This is a genomic window from Bacillus sp. AFS055030, assembly GCF_002574545.1.
Taxonomy (GTDB): Bacteria; Bacillota; Bacilli; order Bacillales; family Bacillaceae_G; genus Gottfriedia.
The window spans coordinates 18,021-38,399 of the sequence record NZ_NUGT01000006.1; the positions used below are offsets into that span (position 1 = coordinate 18,021).

The following is a 20,379-nucleotide window of genomic DNA, read 5'->3' on the forward strand; positions in this document are numbered from 1 at the left end:
ATGCTTTATCTAAATCAGGCAGTAACGTTAATAGCGATTCGATCACCTAAAATCACCTCCAAGTTGTTTGTTCGATCTTGAATATACGCAATTGCTTTTAATACTTCTGCTTGTTCTCCTGAAATCTCCATTATAAAAATTCCGAGTGGAGTTTCTTGAATATACTCAATTTTCCCATGAAGAATATTCCCTTTTACCTTAAATTGTTGAAGCATATCAGACACAACGGATTCTTCCGCTACATTTCCTTTGAACGTTATTTTGATTACTGTTCCCTTGCTGTTTTTTAGCAAATGTTCAGGTAGTTCAAATTGTAAAATCGTGTTAATAAAGTCCTTTGTTAAAGCCTCTTTTGGTTTTGCGAATATATCGTATACTGGGCCAATTTCAATTATTCTGCCATCTTGCATTACAGCAATTCGGTCACAGACATCTTTTACAACATCCATTTCATGTGTAATAAGAACAATCGTTAATCCTAGTTCTTTGTTTATTTTTCTAAGTAATTGTAGGATCGATTTTGTTGTGCTTGGGTCAAGCGCTGATGTTGCTTCATCACAAAGAAGTACATGCGGTTCATTTGCTAGTGCTCGAGCAATCCCGACACGCTGCTTTTGACCACCACTAAGCTGGGAAGGATAAACATCCCTTTTATCAGAAAGGCCAACTAATTCAAGTAATTCCAGTACCCTTTTTTCAATTTCCACCTTGGATTTGTTAGCAGCTTTTAAAGCAAATGCTATATTCTCAAACACAGTTTTAGAAGAAACTAAATAAAAGTGTTGAAAAATCATGCCAATTTTCTGACGCTCTTTCCTTAACTCTTTAGTTGAAAGTGAATTTAAATTCACACCGTCAATATATACATTTCCCGAAGTAGGCTTTTCTAAAAAATTTAAACATCTTAGAAGTGAACTTTTCCCTGCTCCGCTATATCCGACTATACCGAATATTTCGCCTTTTTCAATCGTAAGAGAGACATCATGTACGCCTATAATTGTATTTTTTTTCGTTTTATACTCTTTTACTAGATGATCTACACGAATCATGAATAACCTCCTATTAGTTTTAGGTAAAAAAAAGCCTCTTTCATTCAGAAAGAGGCATCGGAAACAATTGTTTTCGACTTATCTTTCAGAATGAATTCATTCTGCAGGAAGTGGCACCGTTCCTTAAAAAGGAGGTTGCCGGACGTCATAGGGCCTGATCCCTCAGTCACTCTCGATAAGTTTGAGTTATGTAATTTCTTTAAAAGAATCATAAATCCTAGTAAACAGATTGTCAATATGCGAATTCAAACGTTTTTATTAAGATAACGCTTTCATTGTTGGATTTATTAGAAAAAATAAAATTTTAAAATTTTTTTGATTACTGAATATTTAATACATCGTTCTAATTCTTTTTAATTGGATAAATTTCTTCCCCATAATCATGATTTGGAAAATATGAACTCTTAATAGGAAAATCAGTAACTAATTTCTCACCAAACAAACCATACTTTTCCCAATATCTCGTTTTAAATTCAATCAAAAAATAGATAATCTTTTAAACACTAGTCGATTTCAATTGATTTATAATTCATGTTATCTATATCTAAAAAAAGCTAATCTAAGTTCTGTGCATTTAGCTAGTTAAAATATAAAAGGTAATGCAATCCTTTTTAATATGAGACATTGCTCATATAAATAAATAGTATAAAACAATCCAAAGGTTCCATAATAATTTTCGTACCTACCTCTTTATAAGGAGATTAGTATGAATTTATTTGAGAAGGGAAGTAAATTTATAATGGGAGTATAAAGTGGCAATCCACAAAATGAGCCTTTACATTACGGAGAAGTATACGGTCTATGGAGTCATCTATCAGCTACTAAAGCTGGTGTAGATACGTACCAAGTTTATATTAACCATACTGGTGATGAAGAGTTAAGAGCATTTTTAAAACAAGTAATTGAAAATTCAATGAAACCTGCAATAAAAGAAATTGAGGAAGTTCTTTTACATAATGATATTGCAGTTCCTCCTACTCCATCAGAACGACCAGAAGCCGATTTAGAACAAATTCCAGCAGGAGCTAGGTTTCAAGATGCTCAAATCGCTTACATGGTTGCTGCTGGAATAGCAGCTGGAGTATCGGCCGATGCTGCATTAATGAGCCAATCAATTCGTGAAGATATTGGCACTATGTTTGCTAGTTTTGGGGCAAAAAAAGCAAAAGATGGAGCGGCACTACTACAAATCATGAAAACTAAAGGTTGGTTAGTTCCACCACCTCTTCATTTTGAAACAAAACAACAACAACATTAAGAAATTTGTCCACCTATTAAATAGGTGGATTTTTTATATATGAACAGAATATATGTGAAACAAATTTCTCATAATAAGTTCAGGAGGGATTTCTATGAAACATATAAAAGCATTTGTCATTAAATTTATTGCCTGTCTTGCATTACTATATATAATTTTAGGTATCGGATACGATATGGCATTTAGAAATGTATTTCTAATAACGTTAGTTTTAGGGGTAATCGCATATATCGTTGGTGATATGTTGATCTTATCTAAAACAAATAATACAGTAGCAACAATAGCCGATGTAGGAATAGCATTCTTAATCATTTGGTATATGGGATCTAAATTAACATATGGTGGTAGCATGTTTACACCAGCTTTAATTTCTGCAATTGGAATAGGTTTGTTTGAAATCTTTTTTCATAAATATGTTTATAATCATGTTATTAAAAATACAGAGCATCGAGAGAATGTATCAACTGGGAATTTACGTTATCAAACAGAGGCATCAGAAGAATTGACTCCTGATATTAAAGAAGAAAAAATTAAAGAATAGCCTCATATAGTCGATTTTTCTATATATTTTTTTTCTTCGATTTTAATCAAATATAACAAGTATTTTTTATTACTAAATATCATTTGCATGAAAGAGAAACTTAAGGTTTCTCTTTTTTTATTCGTAGGTCCCCATATTAATAAATCTTCATCTTCATGAAAAATCGTGGCAGCATTGTTGATACTTTCTTGATTGTTTTCATTTATTGACCCCTTATATCTAGTTTTTGACAGTGCTTTAGTATTTAGTGGACGAATACTTTAACCACATAAGTATTGATTAAAATATTATTATTAAAACATAAGTATAAACTATTTCTTTGTCAGTTAAACTTTTGCTAAGTCATTAACATTTTAAAAACAATTACACGAATTATCAAATTGATTAATAACCGTTCATTTAATAAAAAATATGTGATATTCTTATCTATACACACTCTTTTATAAATAGGCATTTTGACCGAACTACCCAACCTATTTATAAGGAGTTTTTTCATGTTCAAAAAGGAACTTTTTCACTTTTTTTTATTGACATAAATATTGTTAATTTAATTACCACAATAAATAGACATGACAAATATTAACGAATACTGAATAAGGAGATGTTTTTTAAGTTGTATAAAGAAGAACAACCATTTTATCTAAAAACATGGTTTCTTATACTAATGTTTTTTATGATTCCACCAGCATTTTTAATACTTCTATGGTTGAAAACACGCTCAAAAAAGCTGATAGTAGGAATGGGAGTTTTCTTTGTTTGTCTAGTTGTATCAATTACTTTTATCACAAGTAAAAATGGAAGTAACGTTTCTTCTGTTGACACTTCAGCTAAAAATGAAAACAGCTTTGAATTTAATAATTCAAATGAAGTAACATTAATAATGTCTGCAACAAAAACTTCAAAAGAACAAGCTGCAGCTATATTAAGTATTCTTAATAAAGTAGGTTTAGAAGATATTAAAAGTGTTGAGCACGATGACTTATTAGATCACTCTGATAGAACAGGGTATAGAGTAGGAACTTCAAAGTTGAACAATGTTATCTTATACTTGAATAATCAAAAACAAATACATTCTGTTAGATTTGATGGCAATGACCTATACGTTGCTAATAAATCCAATTTAAAAAATCGTGAAATTAACGTAAGTCTACCACCGTATAATCTAAAAGGAGACGGAACAGACGAGACTAAATCCATACAAGCATTATTAAATCTTGCCAAAACTAGAGGTTCGGTTCACTTGTATTTCCCAAAAGGTGTATATTCTATGAGTGGTTATTTACGTTTATACAAAAACACGACCATTAGGATGCACCCAGAAGCTGTCATTAAGCGTCTAGGAACAGGTTATAAAGTATTTATCAATGGACAGTTGGGAAACAAATCATACGCAAATGGTTATAACGGCGAGGGAAATATTCATTTTTCTGGAGGAACAATCGATCTAAATTCTCAAGATGCTCCAGTAGGGGTAGATAAAAATATTAGTGCATTTGATTTAGGGCACGGAAAGAATATCTCTTTCACAAATTTAACAGTTAAAAACGGTCAAAATGGTCATTACTTCCAAATCTCATCTAGTGCTAATGTTCGGTTTAAAAACTGTACATTCAAAGATGTTTACCATAATTCTTCAACTAATGATATGAATTATGAAGTGATACAAATTGAAGTTGCGACTAAAAAAAGCTTTCCAACATTTGGGGGCTATGACAGGACTATATCAAGAAACATAGTTATTGATAATTGTATATTTGAAAATGTTATTCGTGCTATCGGTACCCATAGTGATGGGACATATGGAACAGGAGCAGTTATCTATTCAAAAAATGTTAGAATACAAAATTCCAAGTTTATATACTCTATTGACAACATGTTAAATTTTACTGCATTTGATAATCTAGTGATGAAAAACAACAGAATTGAATATGCAGGTGGATATGGTATATATGCTTTCCGTGTAAAAAATAGTATGATTACTGATAACATAATTATTAATACACAAAAAAAAGGAATTCTCACAAGGAATTCTACGATAACAAGATAAATAAAAAATTTCAAAAAAATAACATCCAACCTTCTCTTTCGATTGAGAATCAAAAGAGAAGGTTGAATGTTCAAGGTCTTTTCGCTAGTAGCATATTATAGCCAAATAATGTGAATCTCCTTTATAAATTTATATTTATTTGATGTTGAAGAAAAATAGACATTATTCTATTTACAATACTTGTAAAAGAATATGTCTATTTTTCTTTCTTATTTATCAATAAATTGGTTAACTATTTTAAATTTTATTTTTAATTTTCATTATTTCTTTAAATGTTCTTTCTGAATTCTTTCTATCCACGTATTTGAAATATTTCTTCCTCATCTTTGCGTATTCATCTTTCTCTTTAAAATCATTATTAATATAATAATTAATATTTGATAATAATTCATTAATATCTTGAGGAGCGTCACCAAACAATTCAGTCTCTAAATCTAGATAGCTTCCTTGATATTTAGAATACTCATCTCTGTCAAATTGATAAAAGATAGTTGGTTTTTTCATATAGTAGAAATCCCAAGAAACACTTGAGTAATCTGTTATTAACAAAGAACTTTCCATCATCATTTCATTAATTTTAACTTCTCCAAATTGATGAGTTACAATATTCTTGCCACCAAAATGAAATTTATTGCTATATTCAAGAAATTTAGGATGAAGCATAAAATGAAGAGTAATATTATTTTTTTCTAGCAAGTTATTCAATTCCTTAGATTCTAATACTTCCTTATATTTCTTGTAATAAGTACTATTTAAAAATTCCGCCTCAATTACTCCATCCATCCAAGATCTCCAAGTTGGCATCATAAATATTTTTCTATTCTCTTGTGTAGATTTATCTTTCAATACATCCCATCTAGCTAAACCTGTAACCATTATTTCTGAATCTTTGTAATCAAAATATTCTTTTATTATATTTTTTTCATAGTCAGATACTACTTCAAAAAGCATAATAGGATTGTTCTTTTTCTTTTTAAAGACATAATCTACCTTCTTTAAAGCGATAACTCCGTGTTGTAAAAATATAAGTTTCTTTTTATCTAAATTATCCTTTAATTTACCTTTTTGAATACGAATATCATAACCATGTCCTTTTGATTCTGATGAAATCAATAATTTAGCTGCGTACATATAAAGCATATATTTAAAGCTCATAAAATTCAGGATATTTTTTCTCTGATGTTTAATATCTTTATAATCTATCGCATCTTTTTTGATAATATAATAAAAGTTTTCTTTCTTTTTGTTTTTATAACAATAATTAAAAAACTGATATCCATTATCTTGGGCAGTTGACGCATTTTTTTCAAAACCTAACCAAATATCTTTTTTATCAAAATAACCCTTAAATGTCTTGTAAACATGGTATGCCAATTTTTCTTTGAAGCGATTTATTTTATTTTCATATACTTCTCTTTCTCTAAAACAAAGCGCATAAGAGTTATCAGCAGTAATGTAAGGATAAATCATAAAATTATCAGCCAAGTCAATTTCGTTCTCATTTATATTATTATCTATATGATTTTTTACAGATTTAATTGGATTTTTCACTCTAATTGGATATATTTTATCGGCTACTTTAATGTTTATAAATATATCCCAATAGAAAGGAATCAAATAATACTTAGCAGGATCAATTAATAGTAGTAACTGACAATTATTTTCCTGTTTTTCTATAGTTTCCACTGGAATCTCATATTTCATATCAATAGCCTTATTTCTAAGCATTATTGTTCCAGATTCTACAGTGTAATTCTCCACGCCAACATCTGTTAATTTAACCTTTATATCAATTAAATTATCTTTGACTTGACTTCCAATAACTTTAACATTACAATCCAACTGCTCATTACGGATTTTATTTTCTTCATTCCAAATAAGTGATATTTCATTTTTTAATGTTAAATATGGTACTGCTTCAAAACTTTTTTCTTCTGTTACCTTATTTAAAGATGAGAAATATCGAGAATACTTATTCTTTACACTACTAGAGAAGCAGCCAACTTTCCCATAAATAATTACTTCACTTTTATACAGTTCAATAAATAAATCCCATCTAGAAGATTTACTTTCTAAACTATCGATAAATTTATTAAATTCTATTTCCACTTTATTTTCTTCTTGTATGTCAAAATCTAAATCAACTCTCTCTTTAGTTCTTCGTTCTTTTAAATAAAATTTTATTTTGCTTTCATCTGAATTACTAAAGTTTTCGAGGTTAAAGTTCATTTTACTTCCGTTTACACTAAGTTTATTACAAGAATAATTAATATTAACAAAGTCATAACGAATCTTGTAATATTGTTCTAAACTTGACACTTGAAATATCAATTCATTATGAACTGACCAATAGGGAATCAATACGTTATCTCCCGCTAAACTTAATGGTTCTTTATATTTGTCACTTTTTAAAGAAATATAGTTCTTCGTATAAAAACCTATATAAGAATATGGATTAATAATATCCCCTAATTCATCTTTTATGGAAGTGTTCTCATGCAAGACCATGATAAATCTATAGCGATTTCCAACAATTGTATCTATATCTTTTTTAATAATAATATTTGGTAAAATTATTTGGTCTTCAAACAATTTAACGTCATCTATTCTTGTAAAATATCCATTGGTAATATCTTCTAAGAATAGGTATACTCTTTTATTTTTAAGGGGTGTTTGAAGCTTCAACATAATCTCATCATTATTTAGATTATATTGTTCAATAAACAGTATTTCCTTATCTCCTACTTCTCCAAATTGCTTTATGTATAACAATGGATTTGATGTAAGAGATACTTCTTGTTTTGCGTTAGTATAACAAAAGATGTTTGTATTATCAGCTAAACTACTCAATATTTCTTCATTATTAACTAATTTTGCTTCATATAATATTTCATCTTTTAAGAAGGAAACTTCTAATACACAACTTCCCAAATCCATTAGATCCACATCAAAGGAAATCTTATATGAATTATGTTCATCTAGGATTTCTAATTCCTCAACAGGGATACGAGTATCCTTATTTTTCAATGAAAAAAATAATTCTGTATTTACATGTTCTTTTGGTAGAGTGAATTGAAGTTTATTTTTCGTCAGTAAGATATCCTTTATTGGCAATCGTATATTGTTCTTCTTATAAAATTCCTTTACTATCGTTATGTAATCGCCTTTTATTAAAGATATATCATTATCCTTTGTTATATAGAATTTAAATCCATTACTACTGTGAGTAAAATAAAAAGGCGTTGCTTTTACACTTTTAAAATCAACTTTACTATCTTTAAAATTTGGACGAAACAACCTACCCTCTTGATTTGAAATAAATAAATCATATCTGTTCAGTCCAGTCTCTATTAATTCAATTTTATTATATGGTAAAACCAATTCACTACCTTTACTTTCAAATTTAATAGGAATTCTATACTCTTGTTTATTTTTCCTATTTCTCAAAACAAAGAAATGAAACTCATCAAAATTACTTTCAACTAGTTTTATTCTTATAGAATCTTCCTTAATAAAAAATGCATCTAAGTCAATTTTTTTCATTTTCACTTTCCTTTTCATATAAAATTAGACGAATAATAATGAGTAATCTCTATGAAAACTCTATAAATAAGTACTGAGAACATTGTTATAATTTAAAAGATTATTTGAGTCATCACCAAATGTACATATGGAAGACAACTTCCACATTATATAGCAAACGATTCATAGTCTATAATTAAGTGATTGAAAAAAGTAGTCAAGTTTTACATACTTTTTCATTTCTTACTCCTTTAAATGTTACAATTTCTTAATATCATTCTTTTTAGTAATACTATTCCTTGACCATAAAAGCTTTATGTAAATGTCTTTGAGCTACATATAGTCTTCTTTTGCCCATAGTTTTTCAAGATTGAAAACTTACTTAAGCAACATTCTTTTCTAATATAACAGTTATGATTGTAACATAATTTTATAATCCATAAAAAATAAATCACTAACTGTTACACTTTATTCTTTATCACTACTAATCAATAACTTCTTACCTTTCCCACTAGATAAATAAATCTTTGTGAATGTCACAGCTTAAGATCCAACCAAGACAATTCTTACAATTTTAGTTAGTAATTTAAATGATTTCAAATAAATAAAAGTGAGGCTGTCTCAAAAGCTCGTTGAATAACGACCTTTTGAGGTAGTTTTTTCATTTTTTCAATTTTTAAAGAGTTTTTATAAACTTGGAGGTTTTAGGAGAGGAATATCCAACTATTATTCTGTTATTTTTTCAGTTTTTTGGAACGAAAATGCCGAACGAAAATATTTTTTGGGGCATTTGCCTCAATTTTGGTACCATCAAGAGAATAGTCTTCAAGTTTTACAAGACCTTCTGTTCGAAGAAGATCAACAATTGAAAAGAATGTTTCATAATTTATTTCTTCTATACTTTACTACGGAATTCGGGTTGTTGTTCACCCGAAATCCATATGAAAACAATATTCTCTCTCAGTTGTTCCGCAATTTGACTAGAAGAATACCTACGATTTGAATAAGCGTAAGGATAACTTTTAATATCATTTTTGAATGATATGGCGGACAAGCACCACCCGGATGAAAAGTTTGAAAAGATAGTAGGATCCATTTGATCGAATGCAGTGTCAATAAACACGCAAGATGATTAGTAGGAATAAAACCTCAATGTCCATTGGAAAAGTCAGCTGGTTCATGTTATACTGTTTTTTTCAACTAGCTAAATCTGCTTCCATAAAACAGGAACCAATTTACATTGGTACAACCACAAATAAGATTTAAGATTTGTTAGGAGAGCTCAATTAATTTATCACTATAAATAATGTCAAAAATATCCATGCATATATAAAAGGGGGATAAAAATAAAAATGGGCAAAATCAAAGTATCAATTATTGGCTCTTGTGTTTCTAGAGAAGCATTTACTACCAATAATAATCCTGATTACAAAAAAATGTATGAAATAGGCCCTGTTTCGTTTCAGACATCTATTATAAGTTTTATTAGCAAGCAGGTAGAAAAAGGAATAATTGAATTTCCTAAAGAACTATCTGAATATAAAAAAGGTGTTTTAACTAGCGATATATACAAAAACATTAGAAACGAAATAGTTCAATATCAACCAGATTATTTAATTTTGGATCTTTATGCTGACGTGCGTTATGGTATAGTAAAAACAGGAGATACATTTATTACAAATAATCCTTCAACATTACGCAAAACAACATTCTATAAAGAAAAAAAACACGATTATCACATTCATTCAAACAATAAATTCAATGAGTTCTTTCCAATATTTAAAGAAAAGTTTGCAGAATTTATTACATGGAAAAATGAAAACTTACCAAATACTAAAATAGTTTTAAATAAATTTAGATTTACAAAAGATTATGCCAAAGGGAATAAGTTATACGAATTTGACCTTAATAAGTATCCCTATCTAGACAAGGAGAACAACAATTTCGAAGTTATAGAGAAATTCCTTGAAGAAAATTATGATTTAAGAATAATTAACAACCTTAATGTTGATTATATTGGGGATGGCCAGCATCCTTATGGTGTAAATCCGTGGCACTTAGAAAAATCATATCAAGTGAATGTTATGAACGAAATAAACAAAATCGCTCTATCTGATTTTGTAGAGAATGTTTTTATTTAAATAATAAAAATCAAAGTCAAGTCACCTTAATCAAGGTGGCTTTTTATTTTTCAAGGCAATAGAACTGGAGAGTATATCCCGAAGTAACGCGGGAATGATTGGTGCTAAATTATTCAAGCTTTTAGTAAAAACTAGACGTTACAATTATTAGCTTAAAATATTTTGTAAGGCATTTTACCTGAGATACCCTTAAATAAAAAAATGATCCTCTTCTCGAAGATCATTTTTTGCTAGTTCATGATAATAATACTTTTAAAATTTAAAACAATCCCCATACATCTAAATAATAGGCACCGAAAATAAGAAAAATAAGAATTGAAGCTACTGATAAATAAACAACCAATATCCTTGAAAACTTAAACGTCTGATTATTAATATCATTTCCCTTGATAAAATAACTGAGTGTTGAAATGATTAAAGCAAAAATTCCAACTATAATCGATGATAATCCAATAATCTTTGATAATACGCCTCCTATTTTTGCACTAGAAGCCAGAGTTGAAAAATGAAGATTAGTGATTAAAAAGCCAATTCCCATTATGGTTATACTTGTTCTAACCCAAGCAAGATAAGTTCTTTCATTTGCTAAATGCTGTTGTATATATTTAGAATCAATTGTTTCTTTCTGCTTTTCTAATGCATTATTCATATTCATACCTCTGTTTCTATATCTCTTTTGAATCAACCCTTCTTATAGGTTTACTAGCTTATTATCCTTTCTTGTTGAAATTTGTTGATCTCTGTTTCCGAAAAGGAATATTAATAGCGCTGCAATTACCATTGCAATTGACATTCCATAAATTGCGATGTTATATCCACCTGCTGCATTTGCACCATAATTTTGAATAAGTTTCCCAAAAATAATCGGAGTAATAATTCCCGATGAGGTCATTAATCCAAAATACGTTCCTGTCATAACTCCTCTTCGCTGTGGGAGTATACTAACTACAATAGCTGGACTAAGTGTGTTTATCGTAATCACAAGTGTATTTACGAAAGAAAATACGATGATAATTGAAGCAGATCCATTCATAAGTGGATACAATAAGTACAAAATTCCTGCTAGCAAAATAATAATTGCAGAAAAAAATATACGCGATTTCCATAAACTTTTTGTTTTTTTGTATAATCGATCTGAAATGATAGATAGGAACATTGCTAAAATTGCCCCGATTAATCCAGAAATAGCAATAACTGATGCTGACTGTTGTTCAGATAACCCTTTTACTTTCATTAAATATACAGGATTAAACGTAAGTCCAAAGACAATGAATGAATAAGCAATAAATGCAATTAAAGTTGTAAAGATAAAAATAGGAGATCGTAAAGCTTTCCAAGCATCTTTTCTATTATTATCGTTTATGTTTTCCATCGTACTAACTTCTTCTTCAAACGTAACAGTTGGTTTCATTCTTCCTAACCAAAGCCAACAAATGAACCAAACAAAGCTTAAAATACCAGAAATAAAAAATGCCTGTCGCCAACCGTAATTTAATATTAAAGAAACGATAATAGGAGCTGTAACAGCTATCCCAACAACATTTCCAAAATTAAAGATGGAGATGGCGAACCCACGTGATTCCGGCTTAAACCATTTACTTATATGACTAATTGCAGTTGCTTGAAATGCTCCTTCTCCTGCACCTAATAGTATTCTACTAATAATTAGAATTGGTAGACTTGATGCAAACAAAGCCAAAGATTGTGCGATTGTCCAAACAATTGCCATAATAGCAAGTAATTTCCCAGTACCAATTCGATCCGATAAAGAGCCACCTACTATACCAAATATTGAAAATAACCAAAAAAAGCTGCTGCTTAAAAGACCAAACTCGGTAGAGCTTACATTCAAATCCTTCATAATAGGAATTCCAGCTAAACCTAAAATTGATTTGTCAGCAAAATTAATAATAGCCATAATAAAAAGTGAAAATAAAATGATCCATTTCGCCCAACTTTTCATTCAAACTCCAGCCTCTCAACAAATCTATACTTTTTCAATAAACCAGTAATCACAACTTTGGAAAACACCTGCACAATCAAACTTTTCGAACATGGCTTGTGCAGATGCTTGTTTACATTGATTATTTTTTCTATTTATTAAGGAGTTACGATATTTATATAGCGGTCAAACTCATCTAAAAGTGATAAAAATTCGTTCAATTTTGTTTGATCACCTGAAATAATCAATTTTCCTGCTCCAACTGCTTGTTCAGGTGAAAGAAGACCAAGGAAAGTTCCATAAAATGCGAATTGATCAATTGTTAATGAAACATCTGCCTTGTCATCTAACGTATTTGCTCTAGAAAATAAAACAGAATTTTCCAAATTCAACGTAAATAGCTGGTTAGTGTCTGACAGGGTTACATTTATCGTTATTTTTCTACCCTCTGCTTTTGGACCGTTTATTTTTACTGCTATTAATTTTAAGAATTCGTTGACCGGCATATTCTTAATGATCCCTGATACATCTAATGGAGAATTATCTTTATTAATTCCATATCTTAGTTCTGATGCGCCAACAAGATAAATATTGCGCCAATTAGCTGATTCAGCTTGATACCCTAATTGTTCAAATGCATCTGCTAATAAATTTTTAGCTTCTGAATTTTTTGGGTCAGCCATTATGACATTTTTTAATACTTGAGCTACCCAACGATATTCACCTTTTTCAAAATCAGCTTTAGCTTGTCTCAAAATAATTGCTGCTCCACCCATGTATTCTACATATTTTTGACCAGTTTCCACTTGTGGTAATGGATCCAAATCAGAAGGATGAGCACTATAATATCCTAAATAATAATTGTAAATTCCCTTTGAATTATGCTTTAAAGTTCCATAATACCCACGATTTCCCCAGTAAGTATCTAATTCTTTTGGAAGTTTGATTATTTCAGCTATCTCATCCATTGTATAACCATGATTTGCTAAGCGTACCGTCTGATCGTGCATATATTTATATAAATCACGTTGAAGTTTTAAATGATTGATTGCATTATCCTTCTCCCATATAGGCCATGCATGAATCATTAGTAATGCATCGATTTCTTCATTTTCAAATAATAAGATTGTTTTATCGAGTGAATTCGCCCAATGTAATGCATCTCTCGTTTTTGCTCCTCTTACTGTATAAATTTGATGCATCAATTTATTGGCATTCTCTGATACAAATAATAGTTTGTAATCCCTAATATAAAAATGCATTTCAGCTGGTGCTTCTGTGTTTGGTGTTAATAAAAATTCAAATGTTACACCATCTACTTCCATCGATTGGACTTCATTTCTTATTTCTACATTTGGTAACTGAAAACTCATAGTACCTGAACCCATTGTTGGTCCAATACCTACTGATACGGAGCCTTTTATACCGTCTGGTAAATCTTTCCCAAACTGATACTCTGCACGACGTGCCATGATTGTACCTAAAAGTGCATTCTCACTTAACGCTTCTTCTATAAAATATTGAGGAACGATAATCGGAATATTAGGATTTTCAGCATATTTAAGCACAGCTTGAATACCGCCAAAATGATCAGCGTGACTTTGACTGATTATGATCGCTGTAACTGGCTTTTGTGGTCGATGTTTATAATATAATTCCATAGCGGCTTTAGCTGATTCATTACTTCCTAAAGCATCAACTACAATAACTCCCTGCTTTCCTTCAATAAAAATGTTAGTGACATAAGATTGTCCACGAACTTGATATACTCCTTCTACAACTTCAAACAAACCAGATATAGCCTGTAATTGTGCATTTCTCCATAAACTAGGGTTCACAGTCTCAGGAGCACTGTCATTTAAATAGTTTAACTGTTCAATGTCCCAAACGACTTCCCCAGAATCATCTTTAATAATCTTTGCTTCTAGTGGTGCAATAAATCCCCTGTTTGCATCAATGAAGTCCTGTCGATCATTAAAATTTAGAGTATCATAGACTGATAAATTAACATCTTTTGTAAAAGAAGTTGCGGGTTTTGATTGAATTAGCACTTTATTTGTCATAAGAACCTCCAAGAGTTGTTATAAAAAAAGTTTAAAATTAATTAACTTCCATTTGTTCTACAATTAAAGCTCTCTTTAGTATTTTTCCTGTACTATTCTTTGGTAGCTCATTCATAAATTCGATTTGTTTCGGTAGTTTGTATTTAGCTAGTTTGTATTTGCAGAAATGCAAAATGTCATCGTTCGTTATGAATTCTTCATTAGACACAACGAAAGCTTTTACAATTTGACCGTAATCTTTATCAGGAATTCCAATTACTGCCGCCTCTACGATCGCCGGATGTTGATAAATAACTTCCTCTACCTCTCTTGGATAGACATTATATCCACCTACAATAATCATGTCTTTTATTCGATCAACAATATAGATGTAACCATCTTCATCCATCTTTGCTAAGTCACCTGTATAAAACCAATCATTTTTAATGACCTTAGCTGTTTCTTCAGCCATACCAAGATAGCCAATCATAACATTTGGACCTTTTACAATTAATTCACCTATTTCTCCTCTTGGCACTTCAAATCCGTTTTTATCAACAACCTTATTAATTACACCAGGAATGTTTATTCCAACAGAACCCTGTTTTTTCTCTCCTTTTAATGGATTAAATGCCGTAACAGGAGCTGTTTCTGAAAGACCGAATCCTTCGAGAATGATAGTCTTATATTTTTCTTCAAACCTTTGAAGTAACTCGACAGGCATAGATGCTCCACCTGAAAAACATGCACGAATCGAAGCGAAATACTCAGCTGAATATTCTTCTAACTGTAATAAGAAGTTATACATCGTTGGAACACCAGCAAATAATGTCACTTGCTCATTAAAGATTGTATTTATCACTTCACTCGGACTGAATCTTGGGACGATTACTATATTTGCTCCACACATGATTGAAGTATTAACACAGATTGATAAACAGAATACATGGAACATTGGAAGAACAGCTAAAATACGATCATTTTTATTAAACTCGACCAATTCTACAATTGATTGCGCATTTGAAATTAAATTACGATGAGACAACATTGCACCTTTTGGTTTACCGGTTGTCCCAGACGTATATAAAATGACAGCAAGATCTTCTTCTATAATTAGTGGGAATTCATTGTCATTTGACTTCTTATCAAGCAATTGCACCCAACTAAGTTCTGCTTTATTCGATTCCACATAGTACAACATTTCAATCTGTTTTAACTCTAGTTTAAGAGAATCAATGATTGTATCCATAGTAGAATCCGCAATAACAGCCTTTGCTTGGCTATTCGATAAGATAAATGAGATTTCGTCTTTGGTAAAGATTGGGTTTACCGGAACAACGACTCCACCTGCGCGTAGAATCCCATAGTAAGCAGTGACAAATTCTGGACAATTCCCTAATATCAATGCTACTCTATCACCTTTTTTGATTCCATCTTGTATTAATATAGATGCAAAATTTTCAACTTGAGAAAGTAATTCACTATATGTAACATCTTTATTTTTAAATGTAATTGCATTATGATTTGGAAATTTCTCTGCACTTTTTTTTAAACTTTCATATAAATTCAAACTCATTACTAAGCCTCCTGATCTCTCAAGTAATACCAGCAATATGAAAATAATTGAGGCACCATCATCACTTTTGAAGGTGCCTTTTAACTTTAAAATTATGAATTCACTAAGTTAGAGCCAACAACTTCATTTGAAATTTTTGCAATTACTTCAGGCGGAATTTTGAAGAATATTCCACAGGGATCGCTATGAACTAGTGTAACAATATTTGCCATATTATCCACATTCACCCTAAAGTCAGCAAACGTGCTTGGTAAGCCAACTTTTTCACGCAGATTACGAATGAATAATACAACTTCTGCTAGACATGCTTCTTTAGTCTCCGGTATATTTTTTAGGCCAAGCGCTTTTGCAAAATCATTAATTCGCTTTAAATAAAATGGTGCTAATGATTCCATTACATTTGGCAATAACACTGCATTTGCAAGTCCATGAGGAATTCCGAATTTTGCCCCAAATACATGTGCTATATTGTGAACCGGAATCGCATTAACAGAAAGACTGAAAGCAGAAATTGCCATTGCACTAGCCATTAACATATTAGATCGAGAAGCAAGATTTCCCCCATCATGAACAGCTGTAGGCAAATTTTCTACAATCATTCGAATTGATTGAAGTGCGTATGCATCTGTCATTGGATTCGATTGAGGAGAGAAATATGCCTCAATTGCATGAGTTAACGCATCAAATCCTGTAAATGCAGTAATTTTTGGAGGCAAACCGATTGTAAGTTCTGGATCTAAAATTGCCATATCAGGGCTTATAAATGTATTTAGGATATTCGTTTTAATTCCGATCTTTTCATTGAATACTACAGCGATTGGTGACACCTCTGCCCCAGTACCAGCCGTTGTTGCAATTGCAACGTGAGGAATTGGGATATACTGAGCTTTTGGCCAAAATTCCATTACATTTCCTACAAGAAGTTCATCACGAATATCATGAACTTTATTATGTAACATCCATTTAATTGCTTTTACTGTATCTAAAACGCTTCCGCCACCAACAGCAATTAATGCATCTCCATTACATTCTTTATAGAACTTAGCTCCGCGGTTTATGATTTCACCTTTAGCATCCTGTTCAATCTCTTCAAAAACTCCTACTAACTGTACTGCACTAGGAATCTCTTCAAATAGTTCCTTAATTTTATCTGTAATTCCCGCCTGAGTTATTCCTTTATCAACGTAAAGAACTGCTCTTTTACCGCCAAGTCCTTTAATCATTTCTGGTAACATTGAACGAGCTCCAGCCCCACTGTTTACAACTGTACGAACCGAAAACTGGAAAAATGATGTTATCAAGGGATCACCTTCTCTTTTCTATATTTTTTTTATAATCGTAAATCTCAAATCTATTTTTTATAATAAAATACCGTACCAAGGTTTTTGGCTTAATTCCGGAGTAAGTGAACAATGAACATGTTTTACTTGCGTGTATTCGTCTAACGCATATCGGCCAAGCTCACGACCAAATCCACTTTGTTTATATCCTCCAAATGGTGCGTCACTTCTTAACATATGCCAGTCATTAATCCAGACTGTTCCCGCCTTTAAATCTTTTGAAATTTGAAGTGCTTTATTTACGTCTTTAGACCAAATACCAGCTGCTAACCCATAAATCGTATCATTAGCAATTTCAATTGCTTCTTCAATCGTAGAATATCGAATGACACAAAGAACAGGACCAAAAATCTCTTCTTGAGCGATTTTCATTTTATTATTAACATCCGCGAAAATCGTTGGTTCAACAAAATATCCATTATCATATCCCTTACCTGTTAAGCGTTTACCACCACAAACTAAACGAGCTCCTTCTTTTATTCCAGCTTCAACGTAAGATAAAACAGTTTGTAGTTGTTGTTCTGAAGCCATTGGCCCCATTCCAGTTGTCATATCAAGCTGGTTTCCAATCTTAATTGAAGAAGCCAACTTCGCTAATCGATCAACTACTTCATCATAGATTGAATCATGTACTAAAAGTCGCGTTCCTGATTCGCATAGTTGTCCGGAATGAAGACAGAAACCAAATAAGCTACCAGCAATAGCAATATCTAAATCAGCATCTGGTAAAACGATAGATGGTGATTTTCCTCCTAATTCTAGAGTGACTCTTTTAACTGTTTTAGATGCTAACTCCATAATTCGTCTTCCTACTTCAGTAGATCCCGTAAATGCAACTTTATCTACAAAAGGATGCGTTGCTAACACTTCTCCAACAGTAGCACCCGGTCCAGATACAACATTGAAAACACCTGCCGGGATTCCAGCTTCAGTAGCTAATTCTGCTAGTTTCAAAGTGGACAGTGGAGTATTTGATGCCGGTTTTACAATAATAGAATTCCCCATTGCCAAAGCTGGGGCAATTTTCCACATTGCTAAAAGCATCGGTAAATTCCATGGTGTAATAGCTGCTACAACACCTAAGCCTTCTCGCCATACTTGATTATTACTAGGTCCTGGAAAAGGTAGTACAGGTAAAGATTCAACAAATGGATACTCAACAGTAAATTTCGCTGTTTGCTGAAGTAAATCGACTAAATATAAAATATCCAAATTTGAGATTCGTCTTACAGTAGCTCCAGAACTAATAGATTCCAAGAATGCAAGTTCCTCCGAATGTTCAACAATCTTATTCCCGAAATTAATTAAGATTTGTGCTCTTTCTTTTGGTGATTTCTTTGACCAAACTCCTGAATCAAAAGCATTTCGAGCAGAATTAATAGCTGCTTCGGTATCTTCTTTACCTGCTTTAGCTACAAGAGAGATTACTTCCCCATTTGCAGGATTTTTCACACTAAACGTTTCACCACTTTTTGCAGGTGTCCACTGTCCATCAATATAAAGAGGAAATTCCAATAATTTTTGAATCGTTTGCATTTAAAAACCTCCTAAAATATTTATTCATTAAATAAGTTTGAATTACAGTAACAACTGACCTCCTTTAAAGAAAACGCTTGCAAATCAAAAGAAATTTTTAGAAAATATTATTAAGGATTTACCTTAATTAAAAAATTAAGAATTATCTGAATTAATTGTATAACTACACTTTTACTAAGTAAAATTACGTTTTGTAATACCTTGTCCGCATTTTTTAATACCTAAAATTAGTGGTTTCTATTACCCAAATTTTTTTCTAATATAGTATTCTTTTTAAAAGGTGGTCACCATATGCACATTCAAAAACTTAAGATTCTTTCTGAAGTCGCTAAAACTGGGTCTTTTTCTATTGCAGGTCAAAATCTTCATATAACTCAATCTGGCATTAGTCAAGATATAAAAAAAATAGAAGATGAATTAGGAATAAAAATTTTCGATCGCTCTCGCTATGGGGTAGTTCTATCACATGAAGGAGCTAAAATTGTAAATAAAGCAAATGAAGTATTGTTAAAATATGAAGAAATGATCGAAGAGGCAAGAATCATTTTAGAAATACATTCTGGAAATTTAAGGGTTTCAACGATACCTGCTTTCTTTACTTATTTATTAAAACCATTAATTGAATTTAAGAATTTATATTCAAATTTAAACATTGAAATTTTAGAAAATATAACTGAGCATACAGTTGAAGCGGTTCAACAAAATAAAGCTGAGATTGGACTTATATGCATATACGAAAATATCTTGAAAAGCATAGAGCTCTTAAATTTTGAAAGGATTCTTGAGGGGACACTAAAGGTTTATGTAAGTAGCAATTCTCCTTTTGCTAAAAAGAAAAAAATAACACCTGAGGAAGTCCTTCAACAGCCGGTAGTATTATACAATGGTGATTATATCAATTGGTTCGTTAATAATTTTCAACTAAAATTTGGAAAAATGAATATTCTTTTTTCTTCAAATCAAACGGAAGAATTATCACGACTAATCTCCGAAGGATTTGCAATTGGTTTTGCACCAGATTTTGCGACGAAAAGTAACCCTTATGTTATTGAAGGCAAAATGGTTGAAATTGAGCTGATAAACTATGAACCTGTAAATGTTACACTTGGAATTATTTATAGTAAGAATAGAGCTCCTTCAAAAATAGAGAAACACTTAATGAAGTTTATTAAATCCGAATTAGAATACTATATAAGTTAATAAGCATCATTTATAATTTCTACGTCATAACAAATATCCTCGTAAAAATAAATAGTCCGACGAATCATTTAGATTCTCTGGACTATTTATTTCAAATTGTTTTATTTAGAAACTATTAAACATAATTTTACTTATCTTTTCTCAATCTCATGTTTATAAAAGAGTGTTAAAAGCCCAGGACATAA

At 31.0% G+C, this 20,379-nt stretch carries 13 protein-coding genes, 1 pseudogene and 1 riboswitch; of the genes and pseudogenes, 5 read left to right on the plus strand and 9 right to left on the minus strand.

From position 1 onward, the window contains the following. Positions 1-14: 14 nt before the first annotated feature. Positions 15-1,049, minus strand: coding sequence for a methionine ABC transporter ATP-binding protein (locus tag CN925_RS01790; protein ID WP_098844115.1), 1,035 nt, complete (start codon positions 1,047-1,049; stop codon positions 15-17). Positions 1,050-1,124: 75 nt separating this feature from the next. Beyond that, positions 1,125-1,231: riboswitch (SAM riboswitch) on the minus strand. Positions 1,232-1,815: 584 nt separating this feature from the next. On the opposite strand from CN925_RS01790, the pseudogene CN925_RS01795 reads away from it, so the two are divergent. The 3 genes and pseudogenes from CN925_RS01795 to CN925_RS01805 form a co-directional block, all read left to right on the plus strand. After that, positions 1,816-2,307, plus strand: a pseudogene (locus tag CN925_RS01795) (DUF3231 family protein); the annotation flags it as partial. A 94-nt stretch (positions 2,308-2,401) separates the two neighbouring features. Continuing rightward, positions 2,402-2,848, plus strand: a complete 447-nt coding sequence (locus CN925_RS01800; RefSeq protein ID WP_098844118.1) for a YndM family protein — start codon at positions 2,402-2,404, stop codon at positions 2,846-2,848. Positions 2,849-3,461: 613 nt separating this feature from the next. Next, positions 3,462-4,895 carry a right-handed parallel beta-helix repeat-containing protein gene (locus tag CN925_RS01805; RefSeq protein WP_180232794.1) on the plus strand — a complete coding sequence of 478 codons (1,434 nt, stop codon included), beginning with the start codon at positions 3,462-3,464 and terminating at the stop codon, positions 4,893-4,895. Between the two features lie 237 nt (positions 4,896-5,132). Here CN925_RS01805 and CN925_RS01810 read toward each other — a convergent pair whose 3' ends face one another. Both CN925_RS01810 and CN925_RS21750 read right to left on the minus strand, forming a co-directional pair. Beyond that, the gene (locus tag CN925_RS01810) at positions 5,133-8,438 is read right to left on the minus strand and encodes a CDP-glycerol glycerophosphotransferase family protein (protein WP_180232795.1); all 3,306 of its coding nucleotides are present in this window, start codon (positions 8,436-8,438) and stop codon (positions 5,133-5,135) included. A gap of 874 nt (positions 8,439-9,312) precedes the next feature. Continuing rightward, on the minus strand, positions 9,313-9,513 hold the full coding sequence (locus CN925_RS21750; RefSeq protein WP_483295156.1) for a hypothetical protein: 201 nt from the start codon (positions 9,511-9,513) through the stop codon (positions 9,313-9,315). A gap of 256 nt (positions 9,514-9,769) precedes the next feature. On the opposite strand from CN925_RS21750, the gene CN925_RS01815 reads away from it, so the two are divergent. Next, positions 9,770-10,558, plus strand: a complete 789-nt coding sequence (locus CN925_RS01815; protein WP_098844126.1) for a DUF6270 domain-containing protein — start codon at positions 9,770-9,772, stop codon at positions 10,556-10,558. Between the two features lie 259 nt (positions 10,559-10,817). Here the strand turns inward: CN925_RS01815 and CN925_RS01820 are convergent, their stop codons facing one another. The 6 genes from CN925_RS01820 to CN925_RS01845 form a co-directional block, all read right to left on the minus strand. Then, positions 10,818-11,207: a YidH family protein gene (locus CN925_RS01820; protein WP_098844128.1), complete on the minus strand. Its 390-nt coding sequence runs from the start codon at positions 11,205-11,207 to the stop codon at positions 10,818-10,820. Between the two features lie 42 nt (positions 11,208-11,249). Beyond that, on the minus strand, positions 11,250-12,521 hold the full coding sequence (locus CN925_RS01825; RefSeq protein WP_098844131.1) for an MFS transporter: 1,272 nt from the start codon (positions 12,519-12,521) through the stop codon (positions 11,250-11,252). Positions 12,522-12,658: 137 nt separating this feature from the next. Beyond that, on the minus strand, positions 12,659-14,563 hold the full coding sequence (locus tag CN925_RS01830; protein ID WP_098844133.1) for an alkyl/aryl-sulfatase: 1,905 nt from the start codon (positions 14,561-14,563) through the stop codon (positions 12,659-12,661). 37 nt (positions 14,564-14,600) lie between these two features. Then, on the minus strand, positions 14,601-16,118 hold the full coding sequence (locus tag CN925_RS01835; protein WP_098844136.1) for a long-chain-fatty-acid--CoA ligase: 1,518 nt from the start codon (positions 16,116-16,118) through the stop codon (positions 14,601-14,603). 92 nt (positions 16,119-16,210) lie between these two features. Then, positions 16,211-17,419: an iron-containing alcohol dehydrogenase gene (locus CN925_RS01840; RefSeq protein ID WP_286138236.1), complete on the minus strand. Its 1,209-nt coding sequence runs from the start codon at positions 17,417-17,419 to the stop codon at positions 16,211-16,213. Positions 17,420-17,476: 57 nt separating this feature from the next. After that, positions 17,477-18,994: an aldehyde dehydrogenase family protein gene (locus CN925_RS01845; protein WP_098844138.1), complete on the minus strand. Its 1,518-nt coding sequence runs from the start codon at positions 18,992-18,994 to the stop codon at positions 17,477-17,479. A 291-nt stretch (positions 18,995-19,285) separates the two neighbouring features. On the opposite strand from CN925_RS01845, the gene CN925_RS01850 reads away from it, so the two are divergent. Beyond that, positions 19,286-20,194 carry a LysR family transcriptional regulator gene (locus CN925_RS01850; protein WP_098844141.1) on the plus strand — a complete coding sequence of 303 codons (909 nt, stop codon included), beginning with the start codon at positions 19,286-19,288 and terminating at the stop codon, positions 20,192-20,194. Positions 20,195-20,379: the final 185 nt, after the last annotated feature.